23 protein-coding genes are annotated in these 23,767 nt (G+C 59.2%); 12 read left to right on the forward strand and 11 right to left on the reverse strand.

The window, feature by feature from the left end; translation table 11 throughout:
* Nucleotides 1-3 precede the first annotated feature (3 nt).
* Nucleotides 4-1,050 carry a rod shape-determining protein gene (locus ACR3E0_RS04440; RefSeq protein ID WP_039523195.1) on the reverse strand — a complete coding sequence of 349 codons (1,047 nt, stop codon included), beginning with the start codon at nucleotides 1,048-1,050 and terminating at the stop codon, nucleotides 4-6.
* Between the two features lie 155 nt (nucleotides 1,051-1,205).
* On the opposite strand from ACR3E0_RS04440, the gene ACR3E0_RS04445 reads away from it, so the two are divergent.
* A complete protein-coding gene (locus tag ACR3E0_RS04445) occupies nucleotides 1,206-1,991 on the forward strand; it encodes a 23S rRNA (adenine(2030)-N(6))-methyltransferase RlmJ (RefSeq protein WP_480476565.1) in 786 nt (261 codons plus the stop codon).
* 167 nt (nucleotides 1,992-2,158) lie between these two features.
* Here ACR3E0_RS04445 and ACR3E0_RS04450 read toward each other — a convergent pair whose 3' ends face one another.
* Nucleotides 2,159-3,733 carry a 2-isopropylmalate synthase gene (locus ACR3E0_RS04450; RefSeq protein ID WP_480476567.1) on the reverse strand — a complete coding sequence of 525 codons (1,575 nt, stop codon included), beginning with the start codon at nucleotides 3,731-3,733 and terminating at the stop codon, nucleotides 2,159-2,161.
* A gap of 288 nt (nucleotides 3,734-4,021) precedes the next feature.
* On the opposite strand from ACR3E0_RS04450, the gene ACR3E0_RS04455 reads away from it, so the two are divergent.
* A complete protein-coding gene (locus ACR3E0_RS04455; protein WP_480476569.1) occupies nucleotides 4,022-4,687 on the forward strand; it encodes an SDR family NAD(P)-dependent oxidoreductase in 666 nt (221 codons plus the stop codon).
* A 4-nt stretch (nucleotides 4,688-4,691) separates the two neighbouring features.
* Here ACR3E0_RS04455 and ACR3E0_RS04460 read toward each other — a convergent pair whose 3' ends face one another.
* Entirely contained in the window at nucleotides 4,692-6,176 is a 1,485-nt protein-coding gene (locus tag ACR3E0_RS04460) for an MORN repeat-containing protein (RefSeq protein WP_480480944.1), read from the reverse strand.
* 156 nt (nucleotides 6,177-6,332) lie between these two features.
* On the opposite strand from ACR3E0_RS04460, the gene ACR3E0_RS04465 reads away from it, so the two are divergent.
* The 3 genes from ACR3E0_RS04465 (at nucleotide 6,333) to ACR3E0_RS04475 (ending at nucleotide 10,052) form a co-directional block, all read left to right on the forward strand.
* The gene (locus tag ACR3E0_RS04465; protein ID WP_480476571.1) at nucleotides 6,333-7,991 is read left to right on the forward strand and encodes an NAD+ synthase; all 1,659 of its coding nucleotides are present in this window, start codon (nucleotides 6,333-6,335) and stop codon (nucleotides 7,989-7,991) included.
* A gap of 340 nt (nucleotides 7,992-8,331) precedes the next feature.
* On the forward strand, nucleotides 8,332-8,556 hold the full coding sequence (locus ACR3E0_RS04470; protein ID WP_480476573.1) for a hypothetical protein: 225 nt from the start codon (nucleotides 8,332-8,334) through the stop codon (nucleotides 8,554-8,556).
* Nucleotides 8,557-8,720: 164 nt separating this feature from the next.
* The gene (locus tag ACR3E0_RS04475) at nucleotides 8,721-10,052 is read left to right on the forward strand and encodes an NAD(P)/FAD-dependent oxidoreductase (RefSeq protein ID WP_480476575.1); all 1,332 of its coding nucleotides are present in this window, start codon (nucleotides 8,721-8,723) and stop codon (nucleotides 10,050-10,052) included.
* Nucleotides 10,053-10,056: 4 nt separating this feature from the next.
* Here the strand turns inward: ACR3E0_RS04475 and ACR3E0_RS04480 are convergent, their stop codons facing one another.
* Nucleotides 10,057-10,989: an MBL fold metallo-hydrolase gene (locus ACR3E0_RS04480; RefSeq protein ID WP_480476577.1), complete on the reverse strand. Its 933-nt coding sequence runs from the start codon at nucleotides 10,987-10,989 to the stop codon at nucleotides 10,057-10,059.
* A gap of 116 nt (nucleotides 10,990-11,105) precedes the next feature.
* Between ACR3E0_RS04480 and ACR3E0_RS04485 the strand changes: the two genes are divergently transcribed.
* Together ACR3E0_RS04485 and gltX are read left to right on the forward strand one after the other, a co-directional pair.
* Nucleotides 11,106-11,540, forward strand: coding sequence for a DUF1801 domain-containing protein (locus ACR3E0_RS04485; protein ID WP_480476579.1), 435 nt, complete (start codon nucleotides 11,106-11,108; stop codon nucleotides 11,538-11,540).
* Between the two features lie 82 nt (nucleotides 11,541-11,622).
* Nucleotides 11,623-12,948: a glutamate--tRNA ligase gene (gltX, locus tag ACR3E0_RS04490; protein ID WP_480476581.1), complete on the forward strand. Its 1,326-nt coding sequence runs from the start codon at nucleotides 11,623-11,625 to the stop codon at nucleotides 12,946-12,948.
* 56 nt (nucleotides 12,949-13,004) lie between these two features.
* Here gltX and ACR3E0_RS04495 read toward each other — a convergent pair whose 3' ends face one another.
* Nucleotides 13,005-13,574 (reverse strand): gamma-glutamylcyclotransferase family protein, encoded by a 570-nt coding sequence (locus ACR3E0_RS04495; RefSeq protein WP_480476583.1) that lies wholly within the window; start codon nucleotides 13,572-13,574, stop codon nucleotides 13,005-13,007.
* Between the two features lie 94 nt (nucleotides 13,575-13,668).
* Between ACR3E0_RS04495 and ACR3E0_RS04500 the strand changes: the two genes are divergently transcribed.
* Nucleotides 13,669-14,115 carry an RrF2 family transcriptional regulator gene (locus ACR3E0_RS04500; RefSeq protein ID WP_480476585.1) on the forward strand — a complete coding sequence of 149 codons (447 nt, stop codon included), beginning with the start codon at nucleotides 13,669-13,671 and terminating at the stop codon, nucleotides 14,113-14,115.
* A gap of 2 nt (nucleotides 14,116-14,117) precedes the next feature.
* Here the strand turns inward: ACR3E0_RS04500 and ACR3E0_RS04505 are convergent, their stop codons facing one another.
* Together ACR3E0_RS04505 and ACR3E0_RS04510 are read right to left on the reverse strand one after the other, a co-directional pair.
* Entirely contained in the window at nucleotides 14,118-16,646 is a 2,529-nt protein-coding gene (locus ACR3E0_RS04505) for an ABC transporter permease (RefSeq protein ID WP_480476587.1), read from the reverse strand.
* Nucleotides 16,643-17,338 (reverse strand): ABC transporter ATP-binding protein, encoded by a 696-nt coding sequence (locus ACR3E0_RS04510; protein WP_480476589.1) that lies wholly within the window; start codon nucleotides 17,336-17,338, stop codon nucleotides 16,643-16,645. The genes ACR3E0_RS04505 and ACR3E0_RS04510 overlap by 4 nt, the downstream gene beginning before the upstream one ends.
* Before the next feature lie 26 nt (nucleotides 17,339-17,364).
* On the opposite strand from ACR3E0_RS04510, the gene ACR3E0_RS04515 reads away from it, so the two are divergent.
* Nucleotides 17,365-18,030, forward strand: coding sequence for an arylesterase (locus ACR3E0_RS04515; RefSeq protein ID WP_480476591.1), 666 nt, complete (start codon nucleotides 17,365-17,367; stop codon nucleotides 18,028-18,030).
* Nucleotides 18,031-18,033: 3 nt separating this feature from the next.
* On the forward strand, nucleotides 18,034-18,648 hold the full coding sequence (locus ACR3E0_RS04520) for an SOS response-associated peptidase (protein ID WP_480476593.1): 615 nt from the start codon (nucleotides 18,034-18,036) through the stop codon (nucleotides 18,646-18,648).
* Between the two features lie 8 nt (nucleotides 18,649-18,656).
* On the opposite strand, the gene ACR3E0_RS04525 is transcribed toward ACR3E0_RS04520, so the two are convergent.
* The gene (locus tag ACR3E0_RS04525) at nucleotides 18,657-19,211 is read right to left on the reverse strand and encodes a L,D-transpeptidase (protein WP_480480946.1); all 555 of its coding nucleotides are present in this window, start codon (nucleotides 19,209-19,211) and stop codon (nucleotides 18,657-18,659) included.
* Between the two features lie 187 nt (nucleotides 19,212-19,398).
* Nucleotides 19,399-19,605: a cold-shock protein gene (locus ACR3E0_RS04530; protein WP_170428128.1), complete on the reverse strand. Its 207-nt coding sequence runs from the start codon at nucleotides 19,603-19,605 to the stop codon at nucleotides 19,399-19,401.
* A gap of 287 nt (nucleotides 19,606-19,892) precedes the next feature.
* Here ACR3E0_RS04530 and ACR3E0_RS04535 point away from each other — a divergent pair, with 287 nt between their 5' ends.
* The gene (locus ACR3E0_RS04535) at nucleotides 19,893-20,609 is read left to right on the forward strand and encodes a DUF1353 domain-containing protein (RefSeq protein WP_480476595.1); all 717 of its coding nucleotides are present in this window, start codon (nucleotides 19,893-19,895) and stop codon (nucleotides 20,607-20,609) included.
* Between the two features lie 35 nt (nucleotides 20,610-20,644).
* Entirely contained in the window at nucleotides 20,645-21,193 is a 549-nt protein-coding gene (locus tag ACR3E0_RS04540) for an REP-associated tyrosine transposase (RefSeq protein ID WP_480476597.1), read from the forward strand.
* Nucleotides 21,194-21,226: 33 nt separating this feature from the next.
* Here the strand turns inward: ACR3E0_RS04540 and ACR3E0_RS04545 are convergent, their stop codons facing one another.
* Nucleotides 21,227-21,871 (reverse strand): DUF4760 domain-containing protein, encoded by a 645-nt coding sequence (locus ACR3E0_RS04545; RefSeq protein WP_480476599.1) that lies wholly within the window; start codon nucleotides 21,869-21,871, stop codon nucleotides 21,227-21,229.
* A 167-nt stretch (nucleotides 21,872-22,038) separates the two neighbouring features.
* Nucleotides 22,039-23,706, reverse strand: coding sequence for an energy-dependent translational throttle protein EttA (gene ettA / locus ACR3E0_RS04550; protein ID WP_480476601.1), 1,668 nt, complete (start codon nucleotides 23,704-23,706; stop codon nucleotides 22,039-22,041).
* Nucleotides 23,707-23,767 lie beyond the last annotated feature (61 nt).

Below are 23,767 nucleotides of genomic sequence, written 5' to 3' on the forward strand. Positions count from 1 at the left end.
GCCTTAGCTTTCGTAGTCAATCGCGTGGCGCAGTTGTTTTTCATATTCCAGAGCCTTGCCAGTGCCCAGGGCCACACAATTCAGGCTTTCATCCGCAATCGATACGGCCAGCCCTGTCTGTTCGCGCAGCGCAAGGTCCAGATCACCGAGCAACGCGCCGCCGCCGGTCAGCATAACACCGCGATCCACGATATCCGCTGCCAGATCGGGTGGCGTAGTTTCCAGCGCGGTCATCACCGCCTCGCAGATCTGCTGGACAGGCTCGGACAGCGCTTCGGCCACCTGTGCCTGGCTGATCTCGATCTCCTTCGGGACGCCATTCAGCAGGTCGCGACCACGAATGTGCATCGACTGACCGCGCCCATCGTCGGGCATACGGGCGGTGCCTATCGTGGTCTTGATCCGTTCGGCGGTAGATTCACCCACCAGCAGGTTTTGCTGACGGCGCAAATACGAGATGATGGCCTCGTCCATCCGGTCACCGCCAACACGAACCGAGCGCGCGTAGACGATATCGCCCAGCGACAGAACAGCAACCTCGGTTGTCCCGCCACCAATGTCGACGACCATGTTGCCGGTGGGGTCAGTGATCGGCATACCTGCGCCGATGGCAGCAGCGATGGGTTCGGCAATCAGGCCAGCGCGGCGCGCACCGGCTGACAGCACGGACTGGCGAATGGCGCGTTTTTCGACCGGGGTCGCACCATGAGGCACGCAAACAATGATTTTGGGCTTCGAAAAAGTCGAGCGCTTGTGCACCTTGCGAATAAAGTGCTTGATCATCTCTTCAGCCGTGTCGAAGTCGGCAATTACACCTTCGCGCATTGGCCGGATCGCTTCGATCGAGCCAGGAGTCCGCCCCAGCATCAGCTTGGCGTCCTCGCCGACGGCCAGGACCTTTTTCACACCATCTTTCACGTGATAGGCCACAACGGAGGGCTCCGACAGGATCACACCGCGCCCTTTGACATAGACCAGCGTGTTTGCCGTCCCAAGGTCGATTGCCATGTCGGCTGTGAACAGGCCGCCCAGATTGCCAAAGATGCCCATTTTTTACCTGATCCTGTATGTCGTTTTTTCTACTGCCCGCGACTCGACGGTTCCGGGACGGATGCCTTATAGGGTGCCAACACGCCCGGTAAAAGGGCTGATTCCATGACAATCAACCCCTTTTCGCCTCATTGATTAGGACTTTAGAAGCCAAAATGCTCTCTTATCAACACATTTACCACGCGGGGAATTTGGCTGATGTACAAAAGCACACATTATTGGCGTGGACGCTGTCCTATCTGACGCAGAAAGACAAACCGATCAGCTACGTCGAGACGCATGCCGGACGGGGGCTGTACCAACTGGATTCGGTTGAGGCGCAAAAGACGGGCGAGGCGGCAACGGGCATCGACCGGGCACTGCGAGAGGCGTGGTTTGACCCATCACATCCGTTGATGCAGGCCATTTCCGATACCCAAACCCGGTATGGCTCATCCTGCTATCCTGGCTCGCCCATTATCGCTGCCAGCCTGTTGCGGGTGCAGGACAGCCTTCATCTTACCGAACTGCATCCGCAAGAGCATGCAGCCTTGTCCCAATGTCTGTCCGGTCAGAACACCCGTGTGTATCGTCAGGACGGGTATGAACTGGCACAATCTTTGCTGCCACCAATGCCGCGACGCGGCGTGATGCTGATTGATCCCAGTTACGAAGTGAAAACGGACTATGTCCGCCTACCAGGCATTATCGCCAAGCTGCACAAAAAGTGGAATGTTGGTGTGATAGCGCTGTGGTATCCAATCCTGTCGGATGGGAGGCACGCGCCCATGCTCTCGGCATTGACAAATCAGAGCTTTCCAAAAGCCATGCGCCACGAGGTACGCTTTCCGGCTGCGCGTGAGGGGCACGGCATGATCGGATCCGGTATGTTTCTGATCAATGCTCCGTTTGGCATCGAAGCGGAAACGGCACGGCTGACAAAACTGTTCGACCGGTTGTGAAGGGTTAGGACAGGTCTCTTCCCGCCCCAACTTGCTGCGTCAGATGTGCACCCAATTGAGGTGGGCCCGGCCCCGCGCTAATTGGCGGGGCCGGGCTCGAAGCCGTAAAGACGTTTGGCGAAGCCGGGCTGACGCGGGTGCCAGGGCCTTTGGCTTACGTCCAGCTTTCAGGTCAGGTCCTTGTAGCTGATCTCGCGCGTATCCGCGCCGGGTCCGGCTTTTGCTCTGCGGACAACCAGCCGGTTGAGGGCATGGATATAGGCCTTGGCCGACGCGACGACGGTGTCGGTGTTGGCGGATTGGCCGGTGGCAATCATGCCGTCTTCTTCCAGCCGGACCGAGACAGTGGCCTGTGCGTCTGTTCCTTCGGTCACGGCGTGGACCTGATACAACTGAAGGTGGGCTGTACTCGGGTGAACCGACCGGATGGCACGAAACGCGGCATCGACCGGACCGTCGCCGGTTTTTGTCGCCAGCACTTCCGCGCCGCCCACTTCCATCTCAATCGTCGCCTCGGCTTTGCCGACTGTGCCACAGGTCACCTTCATCGACACCAATTGCAGATGATCATCGCCATCGTCGTCGTCCAGCATGATCAGGGCAATGAGATCGTCGTCGAAGACTTCCTTTTTGCGATCGGCCAGTTCCTTGAACCGAACGAAAATGTCCTTGAGCTGGTTGTCGCCGACTTCATAACCCAACGTGTTCAGCTTGTCGCGCAGTGCCGCCCGGCCAGAGTGTTTGCCCAAAGGCAGGGAAGTGCCGGACAAACCGATATCCTCGGGCCGCATGATTTCAAAGTTTTCGCGGTTCTTCAACATCCCATCCTGATGGATACCGCTTTCATGGGCAAAGGCGTTCTTGCCGACAATCGCCTTGTTGAACTGCACGTTAAAGCCGGACACGGTCGCAACCCGGCGCGAGATATGCATGATTTTGGTGGTGTCGATGCCCGTGGTCCACGGCATGATGTCGTTGCGGGTCCGCAGGGCCATCACGACCTCTTCCAGCGCGGTGTTGCCCGCGCGTTCGCCCAGACCGTTGATGGTGCATTCGATCTGACGCGCGCCACCGGCCACGGCAGCCAGCGAGTTCGCGGTCGCCATGCCCAGGTCATTGTGGCAATGGGTGGCAAACACCACCTCATCGGCACCAGGCACCGTTTCGATCAACCGCTTGATCAGATCGGCGGATTCCATCGGCGCGGTATAGCCCACAGTGTCCGGGATATTGATCGTTGTGGCACCCGCCTTGATCGATATCTCGATCACGCGGCAGAGGTAATCCCACTCGGTCCGCGTTGCATCCATCGGCGACCACTGTACGTTTTCACACAGATTACGGGCGTGCGAGACCGTTTCGTGGATCTTCTGCGCCATCTCATCCTGAGACAGGTTTGGTATGGCACGGTGCAGTGGCGAGGTGCCGATAAAGGTATGTATGCGGTTCTGGCCTGCGTGTTTCACCGCCTCCCAACAGCGGTCGATATCGGCAAGGTTCGCACGGGCCAAACCACAGATTCGGCTGTTTCTAGACCGCTGGGCAATCTCGGACACCGCCTTGAAATCACCCTCAGAAGCGATGGGAAACCCGGCCTCGATGATGTCGACGCCCATGTCGTCCAACAGTTCGGCAATCTCCAGCTTTTCGTCATGGGTCATGGTTGCGCCGGGGCTTTGTTCGCCATCGCGCAAAGTGGTGTCAAAGATCAAGACGCGGTCTTGCTCGGTTACGTTCGTCATGGGGGTCACTTTCTGTTCTGTCCTAAAGCCAATGGCGCGCAGGCGTCCTCCTCTGAGCGGGCGCGCCGGCTGGCACGCTCAGAGGCGGATTAGGATCAGTAGGCCACGCAGAGCGGCACCGCGAAACGCGGCGTCGGCAATCAGGGTATCGGCGTGGTTGATCATGAGCCGAAGGTTATACAGAGCGCGCCGGGAATGAAAAGAACCAAATTGCGGCAGGGTCGACTTTCGGGGTGTTCGTTACAGCAGATCATTGATAGCCATTTGCGCGCTGCTAGGTATCACATCATGAAAACCGCATTGATCATTGGCGCGTCGGGTGGGATCGGCAGCGCAATCTGTGAAAATCTTGCAGCGTCGGATGTCACGGTGACTGGTCTTTCGCGATCCGTCGATGGGTTCGATTTGACGCAACCGGACAACGCGCTGCAGATCCTCGAAGGCATCCAGGGTCCGTTCGATTTGGTCCTCGTCGCGTCGGGTGCGCTGGAGATACATGGGGCCGCGCCGGAAAAGACAATGCGCGCGCTCTCGGTGCAGGCGATGATGGATCAGTTTGCATTGAATGCCGCCGGTCCTGCACTTGTGCTCAGCCAAGCTCAGCGCTTGCTTCCGCGACACGGGCGGTCAGTGTTTGCTGTCCTATCGGCTCGGGTCGGGTCAATCGGCGACAATCGTCTGGGTGGGTGGGTCAGCTACCGTGCGGCAAAAGCAGCGGTGAACCAGATTGTGCGCACCGCAGCCATCGAACTGGCCCGGACGCATAACGAGGCAATCTGCGTTGCGTTGCATCCCGGCACGGTCAAAACTGCCTTTACGCAAAAATACCTCGGTCGCCACCCCGCCGTTGAACCCGAAGTGGCCGCCCGAAATCTGGTCAGCGTCATTCAAGGGCTAAACGTCGCGGATACCGGCGGATTCTGTGACTGGGCCGGAAAACCGATCCCTTGGTAGTTGCTTAGCCGTCAGACGGAGCGGCATCGTCTTCATGGCCATCCTGTTCGGAAGCCGGGTCCTGTGTGTTTTCCGCTGGGTTGGGCTCTTCTGACGATTGTGTTTCAAGGGCGCCGTTTTCCCAAACGCCGGATGCTTCCTGACCGTTCGCGTATCGCATCGTTCCGTTGCCCTGCCTTTTGTTGTCGACAAAGCTGCCCTCGTACACGTCGCCATTGGAGTAGGTGGCAACGCCGATCCCGGTGATTTTGCCGTCGGACCAGTCTCCGGAATACTTAAACCCGCCGGGGGCTACGATTTCGCCCTTGCCATGACGCTGACCGTTCACGAAATCACCTGTGTACACGGTTCCGTCGGAGTAAGTGGCCTTACCTTTGCCCTGGCGGACGCCTTCAAACCATTCTCCGTCATAGCTTGAGCCGTCCGCGCGGGTCAGAACACCGGTTCCGTGGGTCTGCGCGTTTTTGAATTGACCTTTGTAGATCATGCCGTTGGAGTAAGTCGCCGTTCCCTGGCCTTCAATCACTCCGGCGATCCAGTCGCCGTCATAAGTCGAGCCGTCCGGATACGTGATGCGGCCTTTGCCCTCGGCCAGATCCGCCTTGAAGTCACCGACGTAAATGGACCCGTCGGGATAAGTCGCTTCTCCCAGGCCCTCGATTTGCCCATTGGTCCATTCACCGGAATAGGTGAACCCGTCGGTCCCGGTGAAGGTGCCTTGCCCATGGCGGAGATCATCGGCGAAATCACCTTCATAAACATCACCGTTTGCGTAGGTCACCTTGCCTTTGCCCAGACGCCGGCCGTCGACCAGATCGCCTTCATAAACATCGCCATTGGCCTGAAACAACTGGCCAGAGCCTGTAATCCGGTCCTCGGTCCATGCACCGGAATAGACCATACCGTCCGACATAGTCAGGGTGCCTTGACCGTTGCGTTGACCGGCCAGAACGTCACCTTCGTAGACACCGCCGCCCGCGTAGGTGATCTTGGCCTTGCCCTGCTTGACGCCGTCCACCCAGTCGCCGTCATAGATGTACCCGTCGGTGCCGGTCAGCCGCCCTGTGCCATGATGACGGGCATCCTTGAAGCCGCCTTCATACCGCATGCCGTTTGCGTATTCGGCCAAGCCGGAACCGTTGATCGAACCGTCGGCCCAGTCGCCTTCATAGGTGCCGCCATCCGCGAAGATGATTTTCCCGCGGCCTTCGGGCTGACCCTTGGAAAACTGGCCTTCGTAGATTGAGCCATTGGCATAGCGGGCCATGCCTTGGCCCTGAATTTCCCCCTGGATCCACTGGCCGGTATATTCGAAGCCGTTCGGCAAACGATAGGTGCCGGTTCCGTGGCGCAGGCCGTTTTCAAATGTGCCCTCGTAAACGCCGCCAACTTCGTCATCCTTGATGATTACGGTGCCGTCTTGTGCAGCGGCCGCCGTTGCCGTCAGGGTCAGAATCCCCGCGACAAAACAAGTGCGGATTATGTTCATGGTTGTTCCAGCCTGCCCGGTGGTCATAAGTTTGCATCCTTTCGGGCAAAACTAGGGTACCGCCGTGGGCAGAGCAACGGCTTTTGCCGCATTGGTCTTTCACTCGCGGTGCGATCTGCTAAATGGCATTAAGACTGACGAGGGCAAGAGGGCAGCATGGCCGACCGTTTCCGCATCACTCTGGCGCAACTCAACCCGACTGTCGGGGACATCGAGGGCAACGCGTCCAAAGCGTTCGCCACATGGGAACAGGGGCGCAGGGCAGGGGCTGATCTGGTGGCTTTTCCCGAGATGTTCATCACCGGGTACAACACCCAGGACCTGATCATGAAGCCGGTGTTTCACCGCGCTGCCATGGCCGCGGTCGAGGCACTGGCAAAGCGTTGCGCAGATGGTCCTGCCATCGCGATCGGTGGGCCGTGGGTGGAAGGCGACAGCCTGTACAACGCATACCTGATCCTCAAGGGCGGTCGGATCACCAGCAAGGTGCTGAAACACCACCTGCCCAACGAGACCGTATTCGACGAAGTGCGACTGTATGATGCCGGTCCGCTGGGTGGTCCCTATTCGGTTGGAAATTCCCGGATCGGCAGCCCGATCTGCGAAGACAGCTGGCACCCCGACGTCGCCGAAACGCTGGAAGAAACCGGTGCAGAGTTTCTGTTGATCCCGAACGGTTCGCCCTATTTCCGGGACAAGTACGACGTGCGGCTGAACCATATGGTGGCGCGTGTGGTCGAGACCGGATTGCCGCTGATTTACCTCAATATGGTGGGCGGCCAGGATGACCAGGTCTTTGACGGGGCGACGTTTGGCTTGAACCCGGGCGGCGAGCTTGCTTTTCGCATGCCCGTTTTTGACGAGACCGTGACCCATGTGGATCTGGAACGCGGCGAAGTTGGTTGGCGGATCGTTCCATCCGAGATTGTGCCGCAGCCGGATGCGTGGGAGCAGGACTATCGCGCAATGGTGCAGTCCTTGCGGGATTACATGAGCAAGACCGGCTTCAAAAAGGCGGTGCTCGGATTGTCAGGCGGCGTCGATTCCGCGTTGGTGGCTGCGATCGCCGTGGATGCGATTGGGGCGGACAACGTCCGCTGTGTGATGCTGCCGTCGGAATACACAAGCCAAACCTCTCTGGACGACGCCGAAGCCGTCGCCAAGGCACTGGGTGTGCATTATGACTTTGTTCCGATCTCAGAGAGTCGCGCGGCGGTCACCAGCACGCTGGAACCTCTGTTTGCGGGCCTGGATGAAGACCTGACCGAGGAAAACATTCAGTCACGCCTGCGCGGTGTGCTGCTGATGGCGCTTTCGAACAAGTTTGGCGAGATGCTGCTGACCACCGGAAACAAATCCGAAATTGCGGTAGGGTATGCCACGATCTACGGAGACATGAACGGGGGCTACAACCCGATCAAGGACCTGTACAAGACCCGCGTGTTCGAAACCTGTCGCTGGCGCAACGTGAACCACCGGGACTGGATGATGGGGCCCGGGGGTGAGATCATTCGCCCGTCCATCATCGACAAACCCCCCAGCGCCGAGCTGCGCGAAGACCAGAAAGACAGCGACAGTTTGCCGGATTATCCGGTTCTGGACGGAGTTCTGGACATTCTTGTCGACCGGGACGGGTCAATAGCAGATTGCGTTGCGGCAGGGTTTGCCGAGGCTGACGCCCGCAAGGTGGAACATCTGATTTACATCAGCGAGTACAAGCGGTTTCAGTCGGCTCCGGGCACGCGACTGACCAGCAAGGCCTTTTGGCTGGACCGTCGCTATCCAATTGTGAATCGCTGGCGAGACCGCAGCTGATCAATGATAGGTTCGGGTGCGCATTGATTATCTTTGAATCAAAAACAGTCATATCGATGATCCGATTATTGTTTCTTTTGACTGCTGAAAAACTGTAACTTTATGCGGCCGTTAGTCCTCGCTGGCTTGAGTGGCTGACAATTTTCTGCCACATTTATGCTTGGAAATTGCCCAATGTGGGGCGGATGTGACGCATTGCTGTTGAGTTCGCGGGTGATCGAAAATTGCTTGTTGATTTGAATGCGCCGCATCCTGGGTTGGATGTCTGAGTTAATGGTTTGGTGTTATTATGTATGAAGGATATGACAGACCTCTTCATGCGCCGTGGGGATTAAGCACGATGGAGTCTCCGGCGCAGGATCTGGATGAGGATCGAGTGGATGCGGCGATTGCCGGTATCCTCGGTGAGGAGCCTGCGAGCCAGAAAACAGCGCAATCGCAGAGTCGACCCGAATTCCCTGACCTTCCGTCGCAGGAAAGCGTGAAAGCTGAAACAACCTCCGCGGAGGCAGGTATCTCAGCACTTCTGCGCCAAAAGTGGGCGGAACTGTCCGGGGCAGCGTGAACGCCTGCTTCATCTGACTTTCGGGCGATCCTGTCTTGTCGCCCATCTCTTCTGGCGCGTTGGCCACAGGTTTTGACAAATCTGACCGCGCGGTCTGCTCACTATTGCCTGTACCCTATTTCTGAGCATCCATTGCGGTTCGTGCGATTTAGTAAGAGCAGGTGATGCCCGGCCCAAAACCGACCGCTGTCGAATCCGATCTTTCCTTACCCAAACACGTCGATGTTGTCGTTATCGGAGGCGGCATCATCGGGACTTCGACGGCGTTGGAGCTTGCAGAGCGCGGCGTTTCCGTTCTGCTGTGCGAAAAAGGACAGATTGCCGGTGAGCAAAGCTCGCGCAACTGGGGCTGGGTGCGACTTGGCATGCGCGATCCGAGGGAAATCCCCCTGATGCAGGAAGCCCTGCGCCTATGGCGGGAATTGGACGAACGCATTGGCCGAAAGACTGGGTACACACGATCCGGAATCTTGTTTGGCGCATCTGGTGCGCGGTCCAGTGGCAACCTTGAACGCTGGATGCGTAACGTGGATGAGCTGCAAACCGAGGCGCGTATGGTCTCGGGTTCGGAACTGGGCCGGTTGTTGCCGGGCAATCAGAACGGCTTTAACAGTGCGCTTTACATGCCGCAGGACGGGCGGGCCGAGCCGCAATGGGCCGCCCCTGCCATCGCCGAGGCTGCCCGCGACAAAGGCGCAGCAATCATGACGCAATGTGCTGTACGCAGTATCGATATCCAGGCTGGCTGGGTATCCGGTGTGATTACCGAACGGGGCCGGGTGGCGTGTGATCAGGTTGTTCTGGCCGGCGGCGCGTGGTCGCGCCTTTTCGCCGGAAACGCAGGAATTGAGCTTCCGCAACTCAAGGTCCTGAACACGGTGATGCGCACGTCGCCTGTCCCGCACGGCCCCGAGGCCTCTTTGTGGTTGGATGAGTTCGCCATCCGAAAACGGGCAGATGGCGGGTACACCATCGCGTCGGGTCACGAAAACACGCTGGATATTGTTCCTGACAGCTTTCGGCTTGGGCGTCAGTTCCTGCCCGCCTTTGCGCAAGAATGGAGATCGCTGCGGTTTCGTTTGTCCAACCGCTGGACAGTTGAGGCGCGCCAGGACAGGTCGTGGTTGCCCACCGATGTGACCCCTTTCGAACATTGCCGCGTGCTGGATCCCGAACCCTCTCGCAAAGCTTTGCGATCGGCCTGGTCCAGGGCACAAAGGGGATTTCCGGTGTTGGAACAGGCCGAGATCGTTCAAAGCTGGGCGGGCCTGATAGATGTCACGCCGGACGCTGTTCCCGTAATTTCGGGTGTCGATGATCTGCCGGGGTTGACGATCGCGACAGGCTTCTCCGGCCATGGGTTCGGGATCGGCCCCGGGGCCGGGCGGCTGGTGGCCGATCTTGTCACGCAGGCGGACCCATGCGTGGATCCGACCGATTTTCGCCTGTCCCGTTTCACGGACGGCTCAAAGGTGCGGCCGGACCCCGGTTACTGAGACACTACCCCATCATCTGGTAGCTGACCGGCACAAAGCGGAACCCGTCACCGCGGGCTTCGACATACCCGGCAGCCGGGAAGGGCATGTGGTACCCGATCATCGGGACCTTGTCAGCGGCCAGCAGGCCCAGAACGTTGCGCCGCGAGGCTGTCGCTGCCGCTTTGTCCATGTCGAACCGGACTTCCCATTCGGGATGCGCAAAGGACCAGACGTAGTGGTTGGCCAGATCGGCCGTCAGGATCAGGCGCTGACCATTGCTTTCGAGATGGTAAACCATGTGACCCGGCGTATGCCCAAACGCCGCCATTGCGGTGACGCCGGACGCAACATCGCCGCCGTCTTCTATGAACGTCATCTTCTCGGCCATCGGAGTCACCTTGGCGGCCACCAGATCGCCGACACGGTTACCGGCGTCCTGCGCTGCCCAGAAATCGTATTCGGGCGCCGCCGTGACGTAGCGCGCGTTCGGGAACGTGGCCGCGTCATTGGTTGTCATGCCGCCGATATGGTCAGGGTGCATATGCGTCAGAACAACAATGTTGATCTGATCGGGGGTAACACCCGCGTCCGCCAACGCGGTCTGGATGCCGCCCTGGCCAAGACCTGTGTCGAACAGAACCAGCTCGGCGCCGGTATTGACCAGTGTCGGCGTAAAGAAAAACTGCGCAACATCGGGCGATATGAAGTTGTCGGCCGAAACCTTGGCAAAGTCCTCGTCCGATGCGCCGCCGCCAAAGATTTCCTGCGCACCGTCGCGTGGCAGACTGCCGTCCAGCAGGGTGGTGACAGTGAAATCGCCCAACTGGAAGGATTTGGCGATTGTTGAGTTTGCCTTGGTTTCGGTTCCAGCGGCCAGAATCGGAGTTGCCGCGGATGCGAATGGCAAGGCTGCGGCAGCTCCCAGCGCCGCACGTCGTGTCAATTTGATTGTCATTTCTACGTCTCCCTGTCTGAACACCATGGAAAGAATTAGGTCAGCGCAAACCGCTGGCCACTTTATACCCCAATACATGGGCTGCGTGGCTGAACATTACGTGTTAATTTTTGTTCATGCCGCGATCTCAGAACAAGACGGTCCCCACCACGCAAAGCGCTGATGCCTTTTTGTCGGCGATCCACCCGGCGCGAAAAGCTGAGGAAGCCCGCGCGCTGGATGCGCTGTTTCGCGAAGCCACAGGCTTTGCGCCTGTCATGTGGGGGCCATCGATTGTCGGCTATGGCCGGTACCACTATCGCTACAAATCCGGGCGCGAAGGGGACTTTCTGGCGACCGGGTTTTCCCCGCGAAAAGCGGCGCACTCCATTTACATCATGCCGGGATACGCGGACTTCACGCCTATCCTGTCGAGGTTGGGCAAATACAAGCTTGGAAAATCGTGCCTGTATGTCAACAAACTCGCAGATATCGACATGGGCGTTTTGACGGAACTGATATGCGCCGGGCTCAATGATCTGGGCAATTCCTGGTCTGTCGAACCAACCTGACCCTGCCATTGCTGTGCGGGTCGTGCCGTCGCTGGACAAAACCGTATCCATGTGACAAGAGCCGCGCCAACAGGAGACACCCATGACCATCACCCGTTTCGCCCCGTCGCCCACCGGTTACATCCATGTGGGCAACCTGCGCACCGCCCTCATGAACTACCTGATCGCCCGCAAGGCTGGCGGTACGTTCATCCTGCGTATCGACGACACCGATCCAGAGCGATCGAAGGGAGAATATGTCGATGCCATCAAGCAGGACCTGGAATGGCTGGGCCTGCACTGGGATCGGGTCGAGTGTCAGTCGGAACGTCTGGACCGCTATGCCGAGGCCGCCGATAAACTGCGCGAGATGGGACGTTTTTATGAGGCGTTCGAAACCCCGACCGAATTGGACCTCAAACGTAAGAAACAGCTGAACATGGGCAAACCTCCGGTCTATGATCGCGCGGCTTTGAGCCTGTCGGATGCGGAAAAAGAGGCGTTGCGGATCGAGCGCGGCAACGGTGTGTGGCGGTTCAAGCTGGACCATGAGCGGATCGAGTGGGTCGACGGTATTCTGGGTGACATCTCGATCGATGCAGCGTCGGTTTCGGACCCGGTTCTGATCCGGGGCGACGGTCAGGTTCTCTACACGATAGCCTCGGTGGTTGATGACACTGAAATGGGCGTAACCGATGTGGTGCGTGGTTCGGATCATGTGACCAACACGGCGACACAGATCCAGATCATTGAAGCGCTGGGTGGCCAATGCCCCCGTTTTGCGCATCATTCTTTGCTGACGGGTCCACAGGGTGAGGCGCTTTCCAAGCGCCTGGGCACGCTGGCCCTGCGCGATCTGCGCGAACAGGGCGTGCAGCCGATGGCGTTGCTGAGCCTGATGGCGCGTCTAGGGTCGTCGGATCCGGTCGAGCTTCGATCCGACATGGCCGAACTGGTCGACGGATTTGACATAGGACGTTTTGGCGCCGCACCGACAAAGTTCGATGTGCAGGATCTGTTTCCACTGACGGCGAAACACCTTCAGTCACTGCCGTTGTCTGATGTCTCGCAGGCCGTCGCCGAGGCCGGTGTGCCTGAGGAACTGGCCGAACCCTTCTGGAGCATGGCGCGCGAGAACATCACGACGCTGGGTGATCTCAAGGGCTGGTGGGAGCTGTGCCGTGACGGGGCAGACCCATTGATCGCGGATGAGGATCGCGACTTCATTGCCGAGGCCATGGCACTGCTGCCCGACAGGCCATTTGATGGCGACACCTGGAGCACCTGGACCCAAACGGTTAAAGAGGCAACGGGGCGCAAGGGCAAAGGATTGTTTATGCCGCTGCGCAAGGCGCTGACCGGCATGGAGCGCGGACCGGAGATGGCGACCCTGATGCCCTTGTTGCAGGTAATCCGGGCGCGCGGATAAAGTACCTGCGCACAGCAGATCCGAGGTTCAGCTTTTCTGTGTGAGTCCGGTCTCCCTCAGGCGGGATGCACGATGTGTGCAGCAACGCTCTGCAAGCGGTCATCCACAAAGTCGGTCTCGGCGGAATTCAGTTGCTGGTGACGCGGGTAACGCGGTTCGGCGCGATCATTCAGGATCGGCGCATCCCAACCCTCGGTCGTCGCAAAGAAACGGTCGGCGCCGTCGGCTCCGAATGCGCGCAAATATCCCTGAACCACCACATCGATATAGCTGAGCAGCAGCGGGTGGTGGTTACTGGGCTCATTGTGGCGATCCGCCGGAACCGCATAGACGGCGATTTCAACGTCATGAGTCAGGGGGTGTGTAACCGAACTGGTTGCCGGAACCCGATCATAGGCCCACTCGCGCTCATCCAGAGCATCCCAGTCGTTTCTGGGCACATGGGCGATCATGCCATCGATCTCGGCCTCGGGATCGGGGATTGCCGTCAGGAAGGCAACCGGGCGTAAATCGGTGTGCCGCCAAACCCGTTTCCATCCTTTCAGTCGTGCAGGCCGGGGATCGGGAAAATCGTGCGTGGCCAGATTCACGAGGCTGCCATAGCCAAAGAAATAGGGGTCAGCCATGTAGCACAGGGTCCTTCGTTGACGATTGATGTATGTCAAACCGCTTTTTTGCCAGACATGCAATAAGGCTGCATCTTGAATTTGGGAGGCCATTATGCGGATTACCAAACGGACAAACATTGCTGTGCGCCTGCTGATGTATTGTGCGGCGCATCCGGAGCGACTGGTTACGAAGTCCGAGATTGCCGAGGCGTGCAACATATCGGAGAACCATCTGGCGCAAGTCATCAATCAACTGAGCACGCTCAACTATCTCAGTACACAACGCGGCCGAAACGGCGGCATGACTCTGGCCCGCGCCGCGGATGAGATCCGGATCGGCGCAGTGTTCCGGCATGTCGAAGGATCTCTGCCCATCGTCGAGTGCTTTGCCGATGCGGACAACACCTGCCCGCTCACCGACGCGTGTCGCCTGCGCCTGGCACTGCAGGACGCTGCCGAGGTATTCTACGCCTCGCTGGACGACATCACGCTGGATGCGCTGGTCTGCGACAACGATCCGTTGCTGAGGATGCTGCAGCCCGTGGCCTGTCTACGCTGACCTCAATCGCTGGCGCGCAGGATACCGGCAGGACGCACCGACAAGGGCCTTAGGGCAAAAGCCATACCCGCCCCCAGTGTGACGGCGATCCCGGCGATGACAATGCCCAGTGCCGAGGGCCAGATGATCGAGAAACCGGTATCGAAGATGTAGGTCGCAACGGCCCATCCGCCAAGGATGCCGGTCAGCAGGGCGACACATCCTGCGGCAGCGCCCAGCAGAATGGCGCGTAAGGCAAAGCTGATCAGAATCCGGCGCCGGTCTGCTCCCAGAGTTTTCAGCACCGCCGCTTCGTAGCGCCGCGCGGGCTCGCCTGCGGCAGCGGCCCCGATCAACACCAGAAACCCGGTCAAGAGGGATACGCCGGCCCCATAGGAAGTTGCAGCGGCCAGTCCCGCCAACAGGCCCGAAACCCTGTCGATTGCGTCGCGTACCCGGATGGCTGTGATGTTAGGAAACTGCCCCGCCAGATCACGCAGGATGGCAGCTTCGGCGGGTTCTTCGGCATAAACGGTGGCAATAAAACTGTGCGGTGCCCCTGACAGTGCGGACGGGTTCATCGACATGATGAACCCCATGCCTGCGGTGGAAAAATCGACTTCGCGCAATGAGGTGAGCTCCGCGGTGATGTCGCGACCCAGGATATTGACTGTCAGTTCGTCGCCAAGCTTCAGACCCATCTCGTCAGCCTCTTCGGCGGCAAAACTGACCTGCGGCGTCCCTGAATAGTCCTCGGGCCACCACTCACCGGCGGTGATGCGGGCGTTTTCCGGTGGCTCAACCGAGTAGGTCACGCCGCGATCACCCTCCAGAACCCAATGGCTTCCAGCCACTTCGCGCGCGGGGCGTCCATTGATCTGCGAAATGATGCCCCGCAGCATGGGCGCACTTTCGACGCGGCTGACATCCGGATCCGTTTCGAGGCGCTCGGTGAACCCAGGCATCTGGTCCTTTTGGATATCGACAAAAAAGTAGGACGGGGCCACATCCGGCAGGTTCCCAGAAATCGCGTTGCGCAATGTGCCATCGATCTGTCCAACCGCTGCCAGAACCGACAGACCCAGCCCAAGGGACAATACGACCGAACCAGCGCCTTCCCGCGGATCGGATATGGCGGACAGCGCCCAGCGCAAGGCGGGGCGGCCACGACCCCAGGGCGCCCCGGCGCGTGCAATGCGCCGGATCGCAAAGGCCGACAGGGACAGCAGCAGCAAGGCCCCGGCCAGACCGCCACTGGTCCAAAGCGTCAATTGCGTCGAACCGCTGAACCACGATGCTGCTGCGATCAACACTGCCAGACCCAGCCCGGTGGCTAAAACATAAGCCAGGCGCGGGATACTCCGGGCGGTCGTGAGCGCATCCCGAAACAGGGTCGCGGCGCGCACCTCTTCGGTTCTGGCAAGGGGCCAGAGCGTAAACAGGAATGCCGTCAGAAGCCCATACAACGCGGCCTCGGCCAGGGGTTGCGGGTAGAGCGAGAACACTGCCGGAACAGGCAGGCGGCTTTCGATCACCGGTGCCAGCGCCAACGGGGCCAGACCGCCCAAAGCGATTCCAATCGCGATCCCTGCAACCGACAATATCCCGATCTGGATCATGTATGTCTGGAATATCGTCGCCCGGTCGGCGCCCAACGTGCGCAGGGTGGCAATGGTTTCGGTTTTCTGTGACAGATACGCGCGCACCGCAGCGGACACGCCGATACCGCCAACGGCCAGACCAGATAGGCCGACCAGCACCAGAAACGCGCTCAGCCGGGCGACAAACTCGGCAATGCCCGGCGCTCCGTTCCGGGCATCGGTCCAGCGCATTCCGGTGCCGTCAAATACCTCACCTGCCCGGGACGCCAAGGCTTCCAGATCAGTGCCCGTCTCCAGGTCCAGCCGGTACTTGGTCGAAAACAACGTACCCGGTTCCAACAGACCCGACGCTTGCAGGTCTTCGGTCCGCACCAGTGTTCGCGGCCCAAGACCGAACCCATCGGCGGCGCTGTCCGGTTCGTTAACCAGCGCTGCCGTGAGTACAAACTCCTGTGTGCCGAGGGCGAACCGGTCACCGATTGCCAATGTGAGGCGATCAATCAGAGCCGGGTCCATGACTGCACCCGGCAGGGTCCCATCGCCACTCAGAGCGTCGGGCAGCGATATGTCGGGCTCTAAAACAACCGATCCCAACAGGGGGTAGACATCGTCAACAGACTTCACCTGGGTCAGCGCACGCTCCGACCCAGTGTCGCCCGGCACGACGGCCATGGAGCGGAAATCAACCACTTCGGACACCTGCTGTGCAGTGTCGTCCATCCATGCGCGTTCGTCATCATCTGCAAAGCGATAGGTGAATTCCAGCTGCGCATCGCCGCCCAGCAAGGCAGCACCCTCTTGCGTCAATCCGGCCTGGATCGCGTATCGAACCGAGCCAACAGCGGCAATTGCTGCGACGCCCAGAGCCAGACACGCCAGAAACACCCGAAACCCACGCAACCCGCCACGCAGTTCGCGGCGGGCCAGTCGACCGGCCAGCCGCAAGCTCATTCTGCAGCCTCTTTCTGGATGTCCTGCGCGATACGCCCGTCCCGCAGGCGGACCACACGGTCGCATCGCTCGGCCAGTGAATGGCTGTGGGTCACCAGCACCAGTGTCGCGCCGTGCTTGTCGCGCAATCCGAACAGCAGGTCGACAATGGCCGCGCCATTGGTTTCGTCGAGATTTCCGGTCGGTTCGTCCGCCAACAGAATTTTAGGGCGTGGCGCCGAGGCGCGGGCCAATGCGACACGCTGTTGTTCTCCGCCGGACAGCTGTGCAGGGTAGTGGTCGCGCCGGTGTGACAGGCCCACGGCCTGCAATTCGGCATCTGCACGTTCGAAAGCATCCTTGTGCCCGGCCAGTTCCAGAGGTGTTGCGACGTTCTCAAGCGCGGTCATCGTGGGGATCAGGTGGAAATTCTGAAAAACAACGCCCATCGAGTCCCGCCGAAAGCGGGCCAGCGTGTCCTCGTCCATCCCGGTCAGGTCATGGCCCAAAGCGGTCACGCTGCCGCCCGTCGCTTGCTCCAGCCCGCCCATCAACATCAGCAGCGAGGATTTGCCGGACCCGGACGGCCCGACCAGCCCAAGCGTTTCGCCCTGCGCGACGGTCAGGTTGATGTCATGCAGGATATTAACCCGACCGGCATTGCCATCCAGCGACAATGCGGCATTTTGGAGTTTGAGAACAGGTGTTGTCATGGGTCTTTCCGAAGGGGAGCAGTCACTTGGGATATGGAGCACTTAGAGTTTTGCGCAAGGCTGTCCTATCAGGGCTGTTTTTGTGTTGCGGTTTTGCGGCCACAGCGGAACCGGTTGTAATCGCTGCGCTGGGGGATTCGCTGACCCAAGGATATGGGCTGGTCGAAGAGGACGGCTTTGTCCCGCAGTTGGACCGCTGGTTGCAGGAACAGGGCGCGGATGTCCGCCTGATCAATGCCGGTGTGTCCGGGGATACGACGGCAGGCGGTGCGGCGCGCGTGGAATGGACGCTGACGCCGGATGTGGACGGTATGATTGTGGCGCTCGGGGGAAACGACCTGCTGCGCGGGATTGATCCTGCCATTTCACGCGCCAATCTTGAGAAAATCCTGCGCGTCGCAGCGGCGGGCGACGTGGCCGTTCTGCTGGTCGGGATGCAGGCGCCGGGGAACTACGGTGTTGAATACAAACAAGCCTTTGATGGCATGTACCCGGAGTTGGCTGAGGAGTTTCAGACGCTGTATGCCAACAGTTTCTTCGACGGTCTGGCGGCCGATGGTGACCCGGGTGCGGCAGGCCAGTTCATGCAGTCAGATGGAATACATCCAAACGCGGCTGGAGTGGCGGTGATCGTCGATACGCTGGGTCCGCACGTTCTGGATCTTGCCAATACAGCGGCCAATCAGGAGTGATCGATGCCAGGGCGCTTCTTTCTGACGAGGCCAATATCCGAGATCGCGGAGGCGCTGGGCGTCTCGAATAGCGTGGATGCCCAGCCACCCCGCCGGAACATCCAGCCGGGTCAGACGGTGATCGTACTGACGGAAGCGGGCCTCGTGCCGATGCGGTGGGGCATGATCCCGGTCGGGCGGGTCAACGCACGGGGGCGCCCGGTCATGGAAACCATCATCAATGCCCGGTCTGAAACCGTCTTTGACAAAACTGCGTTTCAGGGCGTTGGGCGCGCCGTTGTCCCCGTGGACGGATGGTACGAGTGGACAGGAGAGAAACGCCGCAAAACGGCCTGGCGCATCACTTCGGCGGATGGCGCGCCCTTGTACTTTGCCGCGATCACCGACACTTGGGAGGCTCCGGGTGGTACCAGGGTCGACCAGTTCGCCGCCGTCACCTGCGAACCCAATGCCGACGTAAAGCCAATCCATCATCGCATGGGTGTTTTACTGGACCGCACCAGTTTTGATACTTGGCTGATGGGAGAGGAAGCAGAGGCGCGGGCCATCGCGCGGCCCTGGCCGGACGGGTTGCTTCACATAGAAGAGGCCAGCGATGTGGATTGGACCGCGCCATAAATGCGCGGTCAGACAACCGTGACCACGGTTCCGATCGGGACCCTGTTGTACAAGTCCACGACATGCTCGTTCAGCATTCGAATGCACCCGTTTGATACGGCCCGGCCAATCGTCTGCGGCTGAGTCGTGCCGTGAATTCGGAAATAGGTGTCCACCCCGTTTTGGAACAGATACAGCGCCCGCGCACCCAGAGGGTTGTCACCCCCGCCGGGTTGAACATAGTCGTTGTCCTTGAACCGCGCGTAAGCCACCGGATCGCGCTCGATCATCTCGTTGGTCGGCCGCCATGTGGGCCATTCCTTTTTCACGTCGATTGTGGCCGTGCCCGAGAATTCCAGGCCTGCCTTGCCAACACCACAGCCATAGCGGATCGCCTTTCGCTGTTCGGTTACGAAATACAGGTAGAAAGAGCGCGGTACGACCAGCAACTGACCCGGCAGGAACTCTTTTTTGATCCGCACGTATTGCGGTGTGGGATCAAACTCGACCGTCTTCTTCGCGCTGGCGATGCCCGGCAGCAGGCTGGCGGCGGTGCCGGCTAGAAACACACGGCGTGTGAACATGGTATGCCCTTTCGCAATGACCACTGAACTCATGACTGCACTGTCAGAATGATATCCGAATTGGTCATTTCTGGGGCATGCATAACGTAAAAGTTATGCGTTCCGCGCACAAAATTGAGACCGCGCAGAACGTACAATGCCTGAAAAAAGAAAAAGGGCAGGGAAATTTCCCCACCCTTTCAACCGGTTACACCAGCTGGATGTCGTCGGCGCTTTCGCGACCGTCACGACCGGCGCGCAGCTCGTACGTGACTTTCTGGTTGTCGGCCAGACCGGTGAGGCCCGAACGCTCGACCGCCGAGATGTGCACAAATACGTCCTTGCCGCCCTCTTCGGGTGCGATAAAGCCGAAGCCTTTGGTGGTGTTGAACCATTTTACGGTGCCTGTAGGCATATCCGTTGTCTCCTGTTTATGTGCTGCCCACGGTGTTGCGGCAGCCCGGCGTCGTCGTCTGTATCGATAGACTGAGCGCCGGAAACGGAGACAGCAGGTCGAAATAGAAAAACGTATGCCCCTTGGATATGGCACCCGAACTGGTGCGTGACAAGAGAATTTGTGGGGTTTGTACAAGGGTTTGAGGGCGCATTTTCCGTTTTGAACAGGAATCCGCCGATGGTTTTGACGCAGCTTTGGTTATCGATTTAGGCTGTTGGTATTGTTTGATCTTATTGGAGACCGCCATGTTTGCCCGCTGCCTTGCCCTGTTGTCCCTGATCGTTTTGACCGCCTGCAGCAGCCGGATCTACGATGACTCGCAACCCGGGGACTTCACCGGATCGCTGTTGGTGATGTGGGTGCGCGGCGACAGCGGATCGGCGGGTGATGGCCAGTTTGTCTATGTGCCGGACGTGGACCGGCAGGGCCGCGCGCTGGCCTTTGCACGTGGGGCGCAGACCGACGGGCGCGCGGTCCATGTGACCGAGATCGAGCCGCAGTGGATGTACACCGACGGGGGCAGCATACCGAAGCTGGTGCAGCCGGTCCGGGGCCTGAACCCGTGGGGTTATGCACCCGCCTATATGGTGCATGACTGGCTGTTTGTTGCGCGAAAATGCCTGAATGACGATATGGCCACCGAAGAAGAGACCGAGATGGAGGACGTCACCTTCCGCGAAAGCTTTGAGGTTATGGCCGAGATGCTAAAGACGCTGGAGACCCGCGATCAGTTGTCGGAAAGCGACGTTCAGCCCCGGGCAATCTCCTGGGCGGTGTCCTCGGGGATCTCCAAACGTCTGTGGGAGGAGGAGGGCGCCTGTGCCCGCAACCGGATCACCGACGACCACCGCAAACAGATCGAGGCCCGGCTGCGGATCGGGCGCGACGGGCAGCAGGCTTTTGTCCGGATGGCGGGCGAGGATGTCGAGCCTGCGCGCGTTGTGCAGGTGATCGGGTTTTAGGCCTTCGTTAACCACGTTTGTTGTTTTGTGCCGGCATGACTAATTACCGGCGCATCCGCATTCCCGGAGCCAAGTATTTCTTCACCGCGTCTTTGGCCGACCGGTCCTCGGATCTGTTGACGCGCGAGGTGGCACATTTGCGGGCGGCCTTTGCGATGACGCAAAGGGAGCGTCCGTTCTGGTGCGACGCGTTTGTCGTGTTGCCTGATCATATCCACGCAGTTTGGACCTTGCCGCCGGGGGATGCGGATTATTCGACGCGGTGGGGTGCGATTAAGGCTCGGTTTACGCGAGGGGTGAAAGCCGGGGAAGTGATGGGGTGTAACCCCATCCTACGAACGGCATCGAAAATTGCGAAGGGAGATGCCGGGATTTGGCAACGCCGGTTTTGGGAGCACGCCATTCGGGATGAAACGGATTACCGCAATCACATGGCGTGTTGTTGGGGCAATCCGGTCAAGCATGGGTTGGTGGAGCGCCCGACCGATTGGGCGTATTCGTCAATCCATCGCGATATTCGCGCAGGCCGGGTTGATCCGGAGTGGAGTGGTGTGGTCACCGATGGCACCTTCGGAGAGCCGTAGGATGGGGTTTTACCCCATCCTACGCTTGCTGGTTTATGGAAGTGGTTTGTCGCCAGGTCCCTCGGCTTGTTCTGGTGGTCCGGCGTAGTTTTCGGTTAAGTCAATAGCGGCCTCATCGAAGCACAATGCTACTCTTTGATAGGTCTCCAGAAGCTTGGGATAGTAGTACCACTCCTGCGTTGCCGTATTTTGCTTCCAGCGTTCTCGTTGCACAAAATCCGCTGCTGCATTCCAGTCACGTACAAACGGGTTTGCCATCCATTGCCGGTAAAACTCGATGTCCAGTATTCCCTTTTCGATACCGATGGAAACAAGCTCATAGTGGCTTAAGAAATCCAGAACATCGCCGCGATCCCTGCTGTCTTTTTCTTCTTTGGGCGCGTGCAGCCGGGCGAAATCCCCGGTTCTTTTGTAGTATGAGAAGGTTGAGTGGAGCCGTCGATAGTAATCATTCGACTCAGCTTTTTCGATTAGATCCAGTGTCGCCTTCTTTCGAGCAATTTCCCGTGCCTGTTTCAAGCTTACTAAGGCGATAATCGCTGATATCCCAATAATCGTGGGTCCTGCCAAAGATATTAAAGCCGAAGATAGCGACATTGAATCAGAAACGGCACAGACTAAAGTCTGTGCCGTTTCTGTCAGGTCGTGCAATTGATCACATGTCAACTGCTTAGTCACGCGCACCCTCTAAGGCCATACCAGCCTCCTCTTCACAATCTAGGTCAGAATAACGATCTCCTGGCAAATATGTGGGTAGTGGAACCTACCGTCAAGCAGATACTGATAATGGACAACTTTCGTTTACAATCCATTGACAATACGCCACAAAATGCCGTTTGAGCAACTCACCGCGCAAATTTCTTATGCTTCAACCGCTTGGGCTCCAGCGCGTCCGGTCCCAGACGGCGCTTTTTGTCCTCTTCGTAATCCTCGAAATTGCCCTCGAACCACTCAACATGCGCATCCCCTTCGAAGGCCAGAATATGCGTGCAAATCCGGTCGAGGAAGAAGCGGTCGTGTGAGATGACGACCGCGCAGCCGGCGAAATCGACCAGGGCGTCTTCCAGCGCGCGCAGGGTTTCGACGTCGAGGTCGTTAGTCGGCTCATCCAGCAGCAGGACGTTGCCGCCCTCTTTCAGCAGGCGGGCCATGTGGACGCGGTTGCGCTCACCCCCGGACAGCAGCGAGACCTTTTTCTGCTGGTCGCCGCCCTTGAAGTTGAAGGACGAGCAATAGGCGCGGGAATTGACCTGCGCGTCGCCCAGTTGGATGATCTCGGCCCCGCCGGTGATCGCCTCCCACACGGTGTCGTTGTCTTTCAGGTCGTCGCGGGACTGGTCGACATAAGACAGCTCGACCGTGTCGCCCAGCGAGATGGTACCGCTGTCAGGCTGTTCCTGCCCGGTGAGCATCTTGAAGAGCGTCGATTTACCGGCACCGTTGGGGCCGATGACGCCGACGATGCCGCCGGGGGGCAGGGCGAAATCCAGCCCTTCGATCAGTTGTTTGTCGCCCATGTGCTTGGACAGACCCTCGACCTCGATCACCTTGCCGCCAAGGCGCTGGCCGTTGGGGATGACGATCTGGGCACGGGTGAGTTTTTCGCGTTCGGACTGGTCTGCCAGCTCGTTATAGGCGTTGATCCGGGCCTTGGATTTGGCCTGACGGGCCTTCTGGCCCTGACGCATCCATTCCAATTCGCGCTGCAGGGTCTTCTGCTTGGACTTGTCCTCACGCGCTTCCTGCTCCAGTCGCTTGGCTTTCTGCTCCAGCCATGCGGAATAGTTGCCCTCGTATGGAATGCCGCGGCCGCGGTCGAGTTCGAGGATCCAGCCGGTGATGTCATCCAGGAAATAACGGTCGTGGGTGACGATCAGGATGGTGCCCTTGTAGTCGATCAGGTGCTGTTGCAGCCACGCGATGGTCTCGGCGTCGAGGTGGTTGGTCGGTTCGTCGAGCAGCAGCATGTCAGGCGCTTCCAGCAACAGCTTGCAGAGCGCCACACGGCGTTTCTCACCACCCGAGAGATTGGCGATGTTGGCATCGTCCGGCGGGCAACGCAGGGCTTCCATCGAGACGTCGATCTGGCTGTCGAGGTCCCACAGGTTCTCGGCGTCGATCGCGTCCTGCAGGGTGGTCATTTCCTCCATCAGCTCGTCCGAGTAGTTCTCGGCGATCTCCATGGCGATCTCGTTGAAGCGATCGACCTTGGCCTTTTTTGCGGCGACGCCCAGCATGACGTTTTCGCGGACGGTCAGCGATTCATCCAACTGCGGTTCCTGCGGCAGATAGCCGACCTTGGCGCCCTCGGCGGCCCATGCCTCACCGGTGAAGTCGGTGTCGAGGCCCGCCATGATCTTCATCAGCGTCGATTTACCCGCGCCGTTGACGCCGACGACACCGATTTTCACGCCGGGCAGGAAGCTCAGGTGGATGTTTTCAAAGCACTTCTTGCCACCGGGATAGGTCTTGGAGACACCCTGCATGTGGTAGACATATTGATAGGCGGCCATGTCGCGTCCTCTGGGTCGGGGAAATTGAGTTGGGCGGGGTGATAGCGGATGGTTTGGGTAG

This window comes from Ruegeria sp. AJ12 (assembly GCF_056536245.1).

What these genes read in the sequence shown, in the direction of transcription:
- ACR3E0_RS04480 (WP_480476577.1), bottom strand. Translation starts at nt 10,989, where the DNA reads ATGACAATCAAATTGACACGACGTGCGGCGCTGGGAGCTGCCGCAGCC.
- ACR3E0_RS04450 (WP_480476567.1), bottom strand. Translation starts at nt 3,733, where the DNA reads ATGACGAACGTAACCGAGCAAGACCGCGTCTTGATCTTTGACACCACT.
- gltX (WP_480476581.1), top strand. Translation starts at nt 11,623, where the DNA reads ATGACCATCACCCGTTTCGCCCCGTCGCCCACCGGTTACATCCATGTG.
- ACR3E0_RS04470 (WP_480476573.1), top strand. Translation starts at nt 8,332, where the DNA reads ATGGAGTCTCCGGCGCAGGATCTGGATGAGGATCGAGTGGATGCGGCG.
- ACR3E0_RS04510 (WP_480476589.1), bottom strand. Translation starts at nt 17,338, where the DNA reads ATGACAACACCTGTTCTCAAACTCCAAAATGCCGCATTGTCGCTGGAT.
- ACR3E0_RS04530 (WP_170428128.1), bottom strand. Translation starts at nt 19,605, where the DNA reads ATGCCTACAGGCACCGTAAAATGGTTCAACACCACCAAAGGCTTCGGC.
- ACR3E0_RS04455 (WP_480476569.1), top strand. Translation starts at nt 4,022, where the DNA reads ATGAAAACCGCATTGATCATTGGCGCGTCGGGTGGGATCGGCAGCGCA.
- ACR3E0_RS04525 (WP_480480946.1), bottom strand. Translation starts at nt 19,211, where the DNA reads ATGTTCACACGCCGTGTGTTTCTAGCCGGCACCGCCGCCAGCCTGCTG.
- ACR3E0_RS04540 (WP_480476597.1), top strand. Translation starts at nt 20,645, where the DNA reads ATGACTAATTACCGGCGCATCCGCATTCCCGGAGCCAAGTATTTCTTC.
- ACR3E0_RS04495 (WP_480476583.1), bottom strand. Translation starts at nt 13,574, where the DNA reads ATGGCTGACCCCTATTTCTTTGGCTATGGCAGCCTCGTGAATCTGGCC.
- ACR3E0_RS04520 (WP_480476593.1), top strand. Translation starts at nt 18,034, where the DNA reads ATGCCAGGGCGCTTCTTTCTGACGAGGCCAATATCCGAGATCGCGGAG.
- ACR3E0_RS04500 (WP_480476585.1), top strand. Translation starts at nt 13,669, where the DNA reads ATGCGGATTACCAAACGGACAAACATTGCTGTGCGCCTGCTGATGTAT.
- ACR3E0_RS04465 (WP_480476571.1), top strand. Translation starts at nt 6,333, where the DNA reads ATGGCCGACCGTTTCCGCATCACTCTGGCGCAACTCAACCCGACTGTC.
- ettA (WP_480476601.1), bottom strand. Translation starts at nt 23,706, where the DNA reads ATGGCCGCCTATCAATATGTCTACCACATGCAGGGTGTCTCCAAGACC.
- ACR3E0_RS04460 (WP_480480944.1), bottom strand. Translation starts at nt 6,176, where the DNA reads ATGAACATAATCCGCACTTGTTTTGTCGCGGGGATTCTGACCCTGACG.
- ACR3E0_RS04445 (WP_480476565.1), top strand. Translation starts at nt 1,206, where the DNA reads ATGCTCTCTTATCAACACATTTACCACGCGGGGAATTTGGCTGATGTA.
- ACR3E0_RS04485 (WP_480476579.1), top strand. Translation starts at nt 11,106, where the DNA reads ATGCCGCGATCTCAGAACAAGACGGTCCCCACCACGCAAAGCGCTGAT.
- ACR3E0_RS04440 (WP_039523195.1), bottom strand. Translation starts at nt 1,050, where the DNA reads ATGGGCATCTTTGGCAATCTGGGCGGCCTGTTCACAGCCGACATGGCA.
- ACR3E0_RS04505 (WP_480476587.1), bottom strand. Translation starts at nt 16,646, where the DNA reads ATGAGCTTGCGGCTGGCCGGTCGACTGGCCCGCCGCGAACTGCGTGGC.
- ACR3E0_RS04535 (WP_480476595.1), top strand. Translation starts at nt 19,893, where the DNA reads ATGTTTGCCCGCTGCCTTGCCCTGTTGTCCCTGATCGTTTTGACCGCC.
- ACR3E0_RS04475 (WP_480476575.1), top strand. Translation starts at nt 8,721, where the DNA reads ATGCCCGGCCCAAAACCGACCGCTGTCGAATCCGATCTTTCCTTACCC.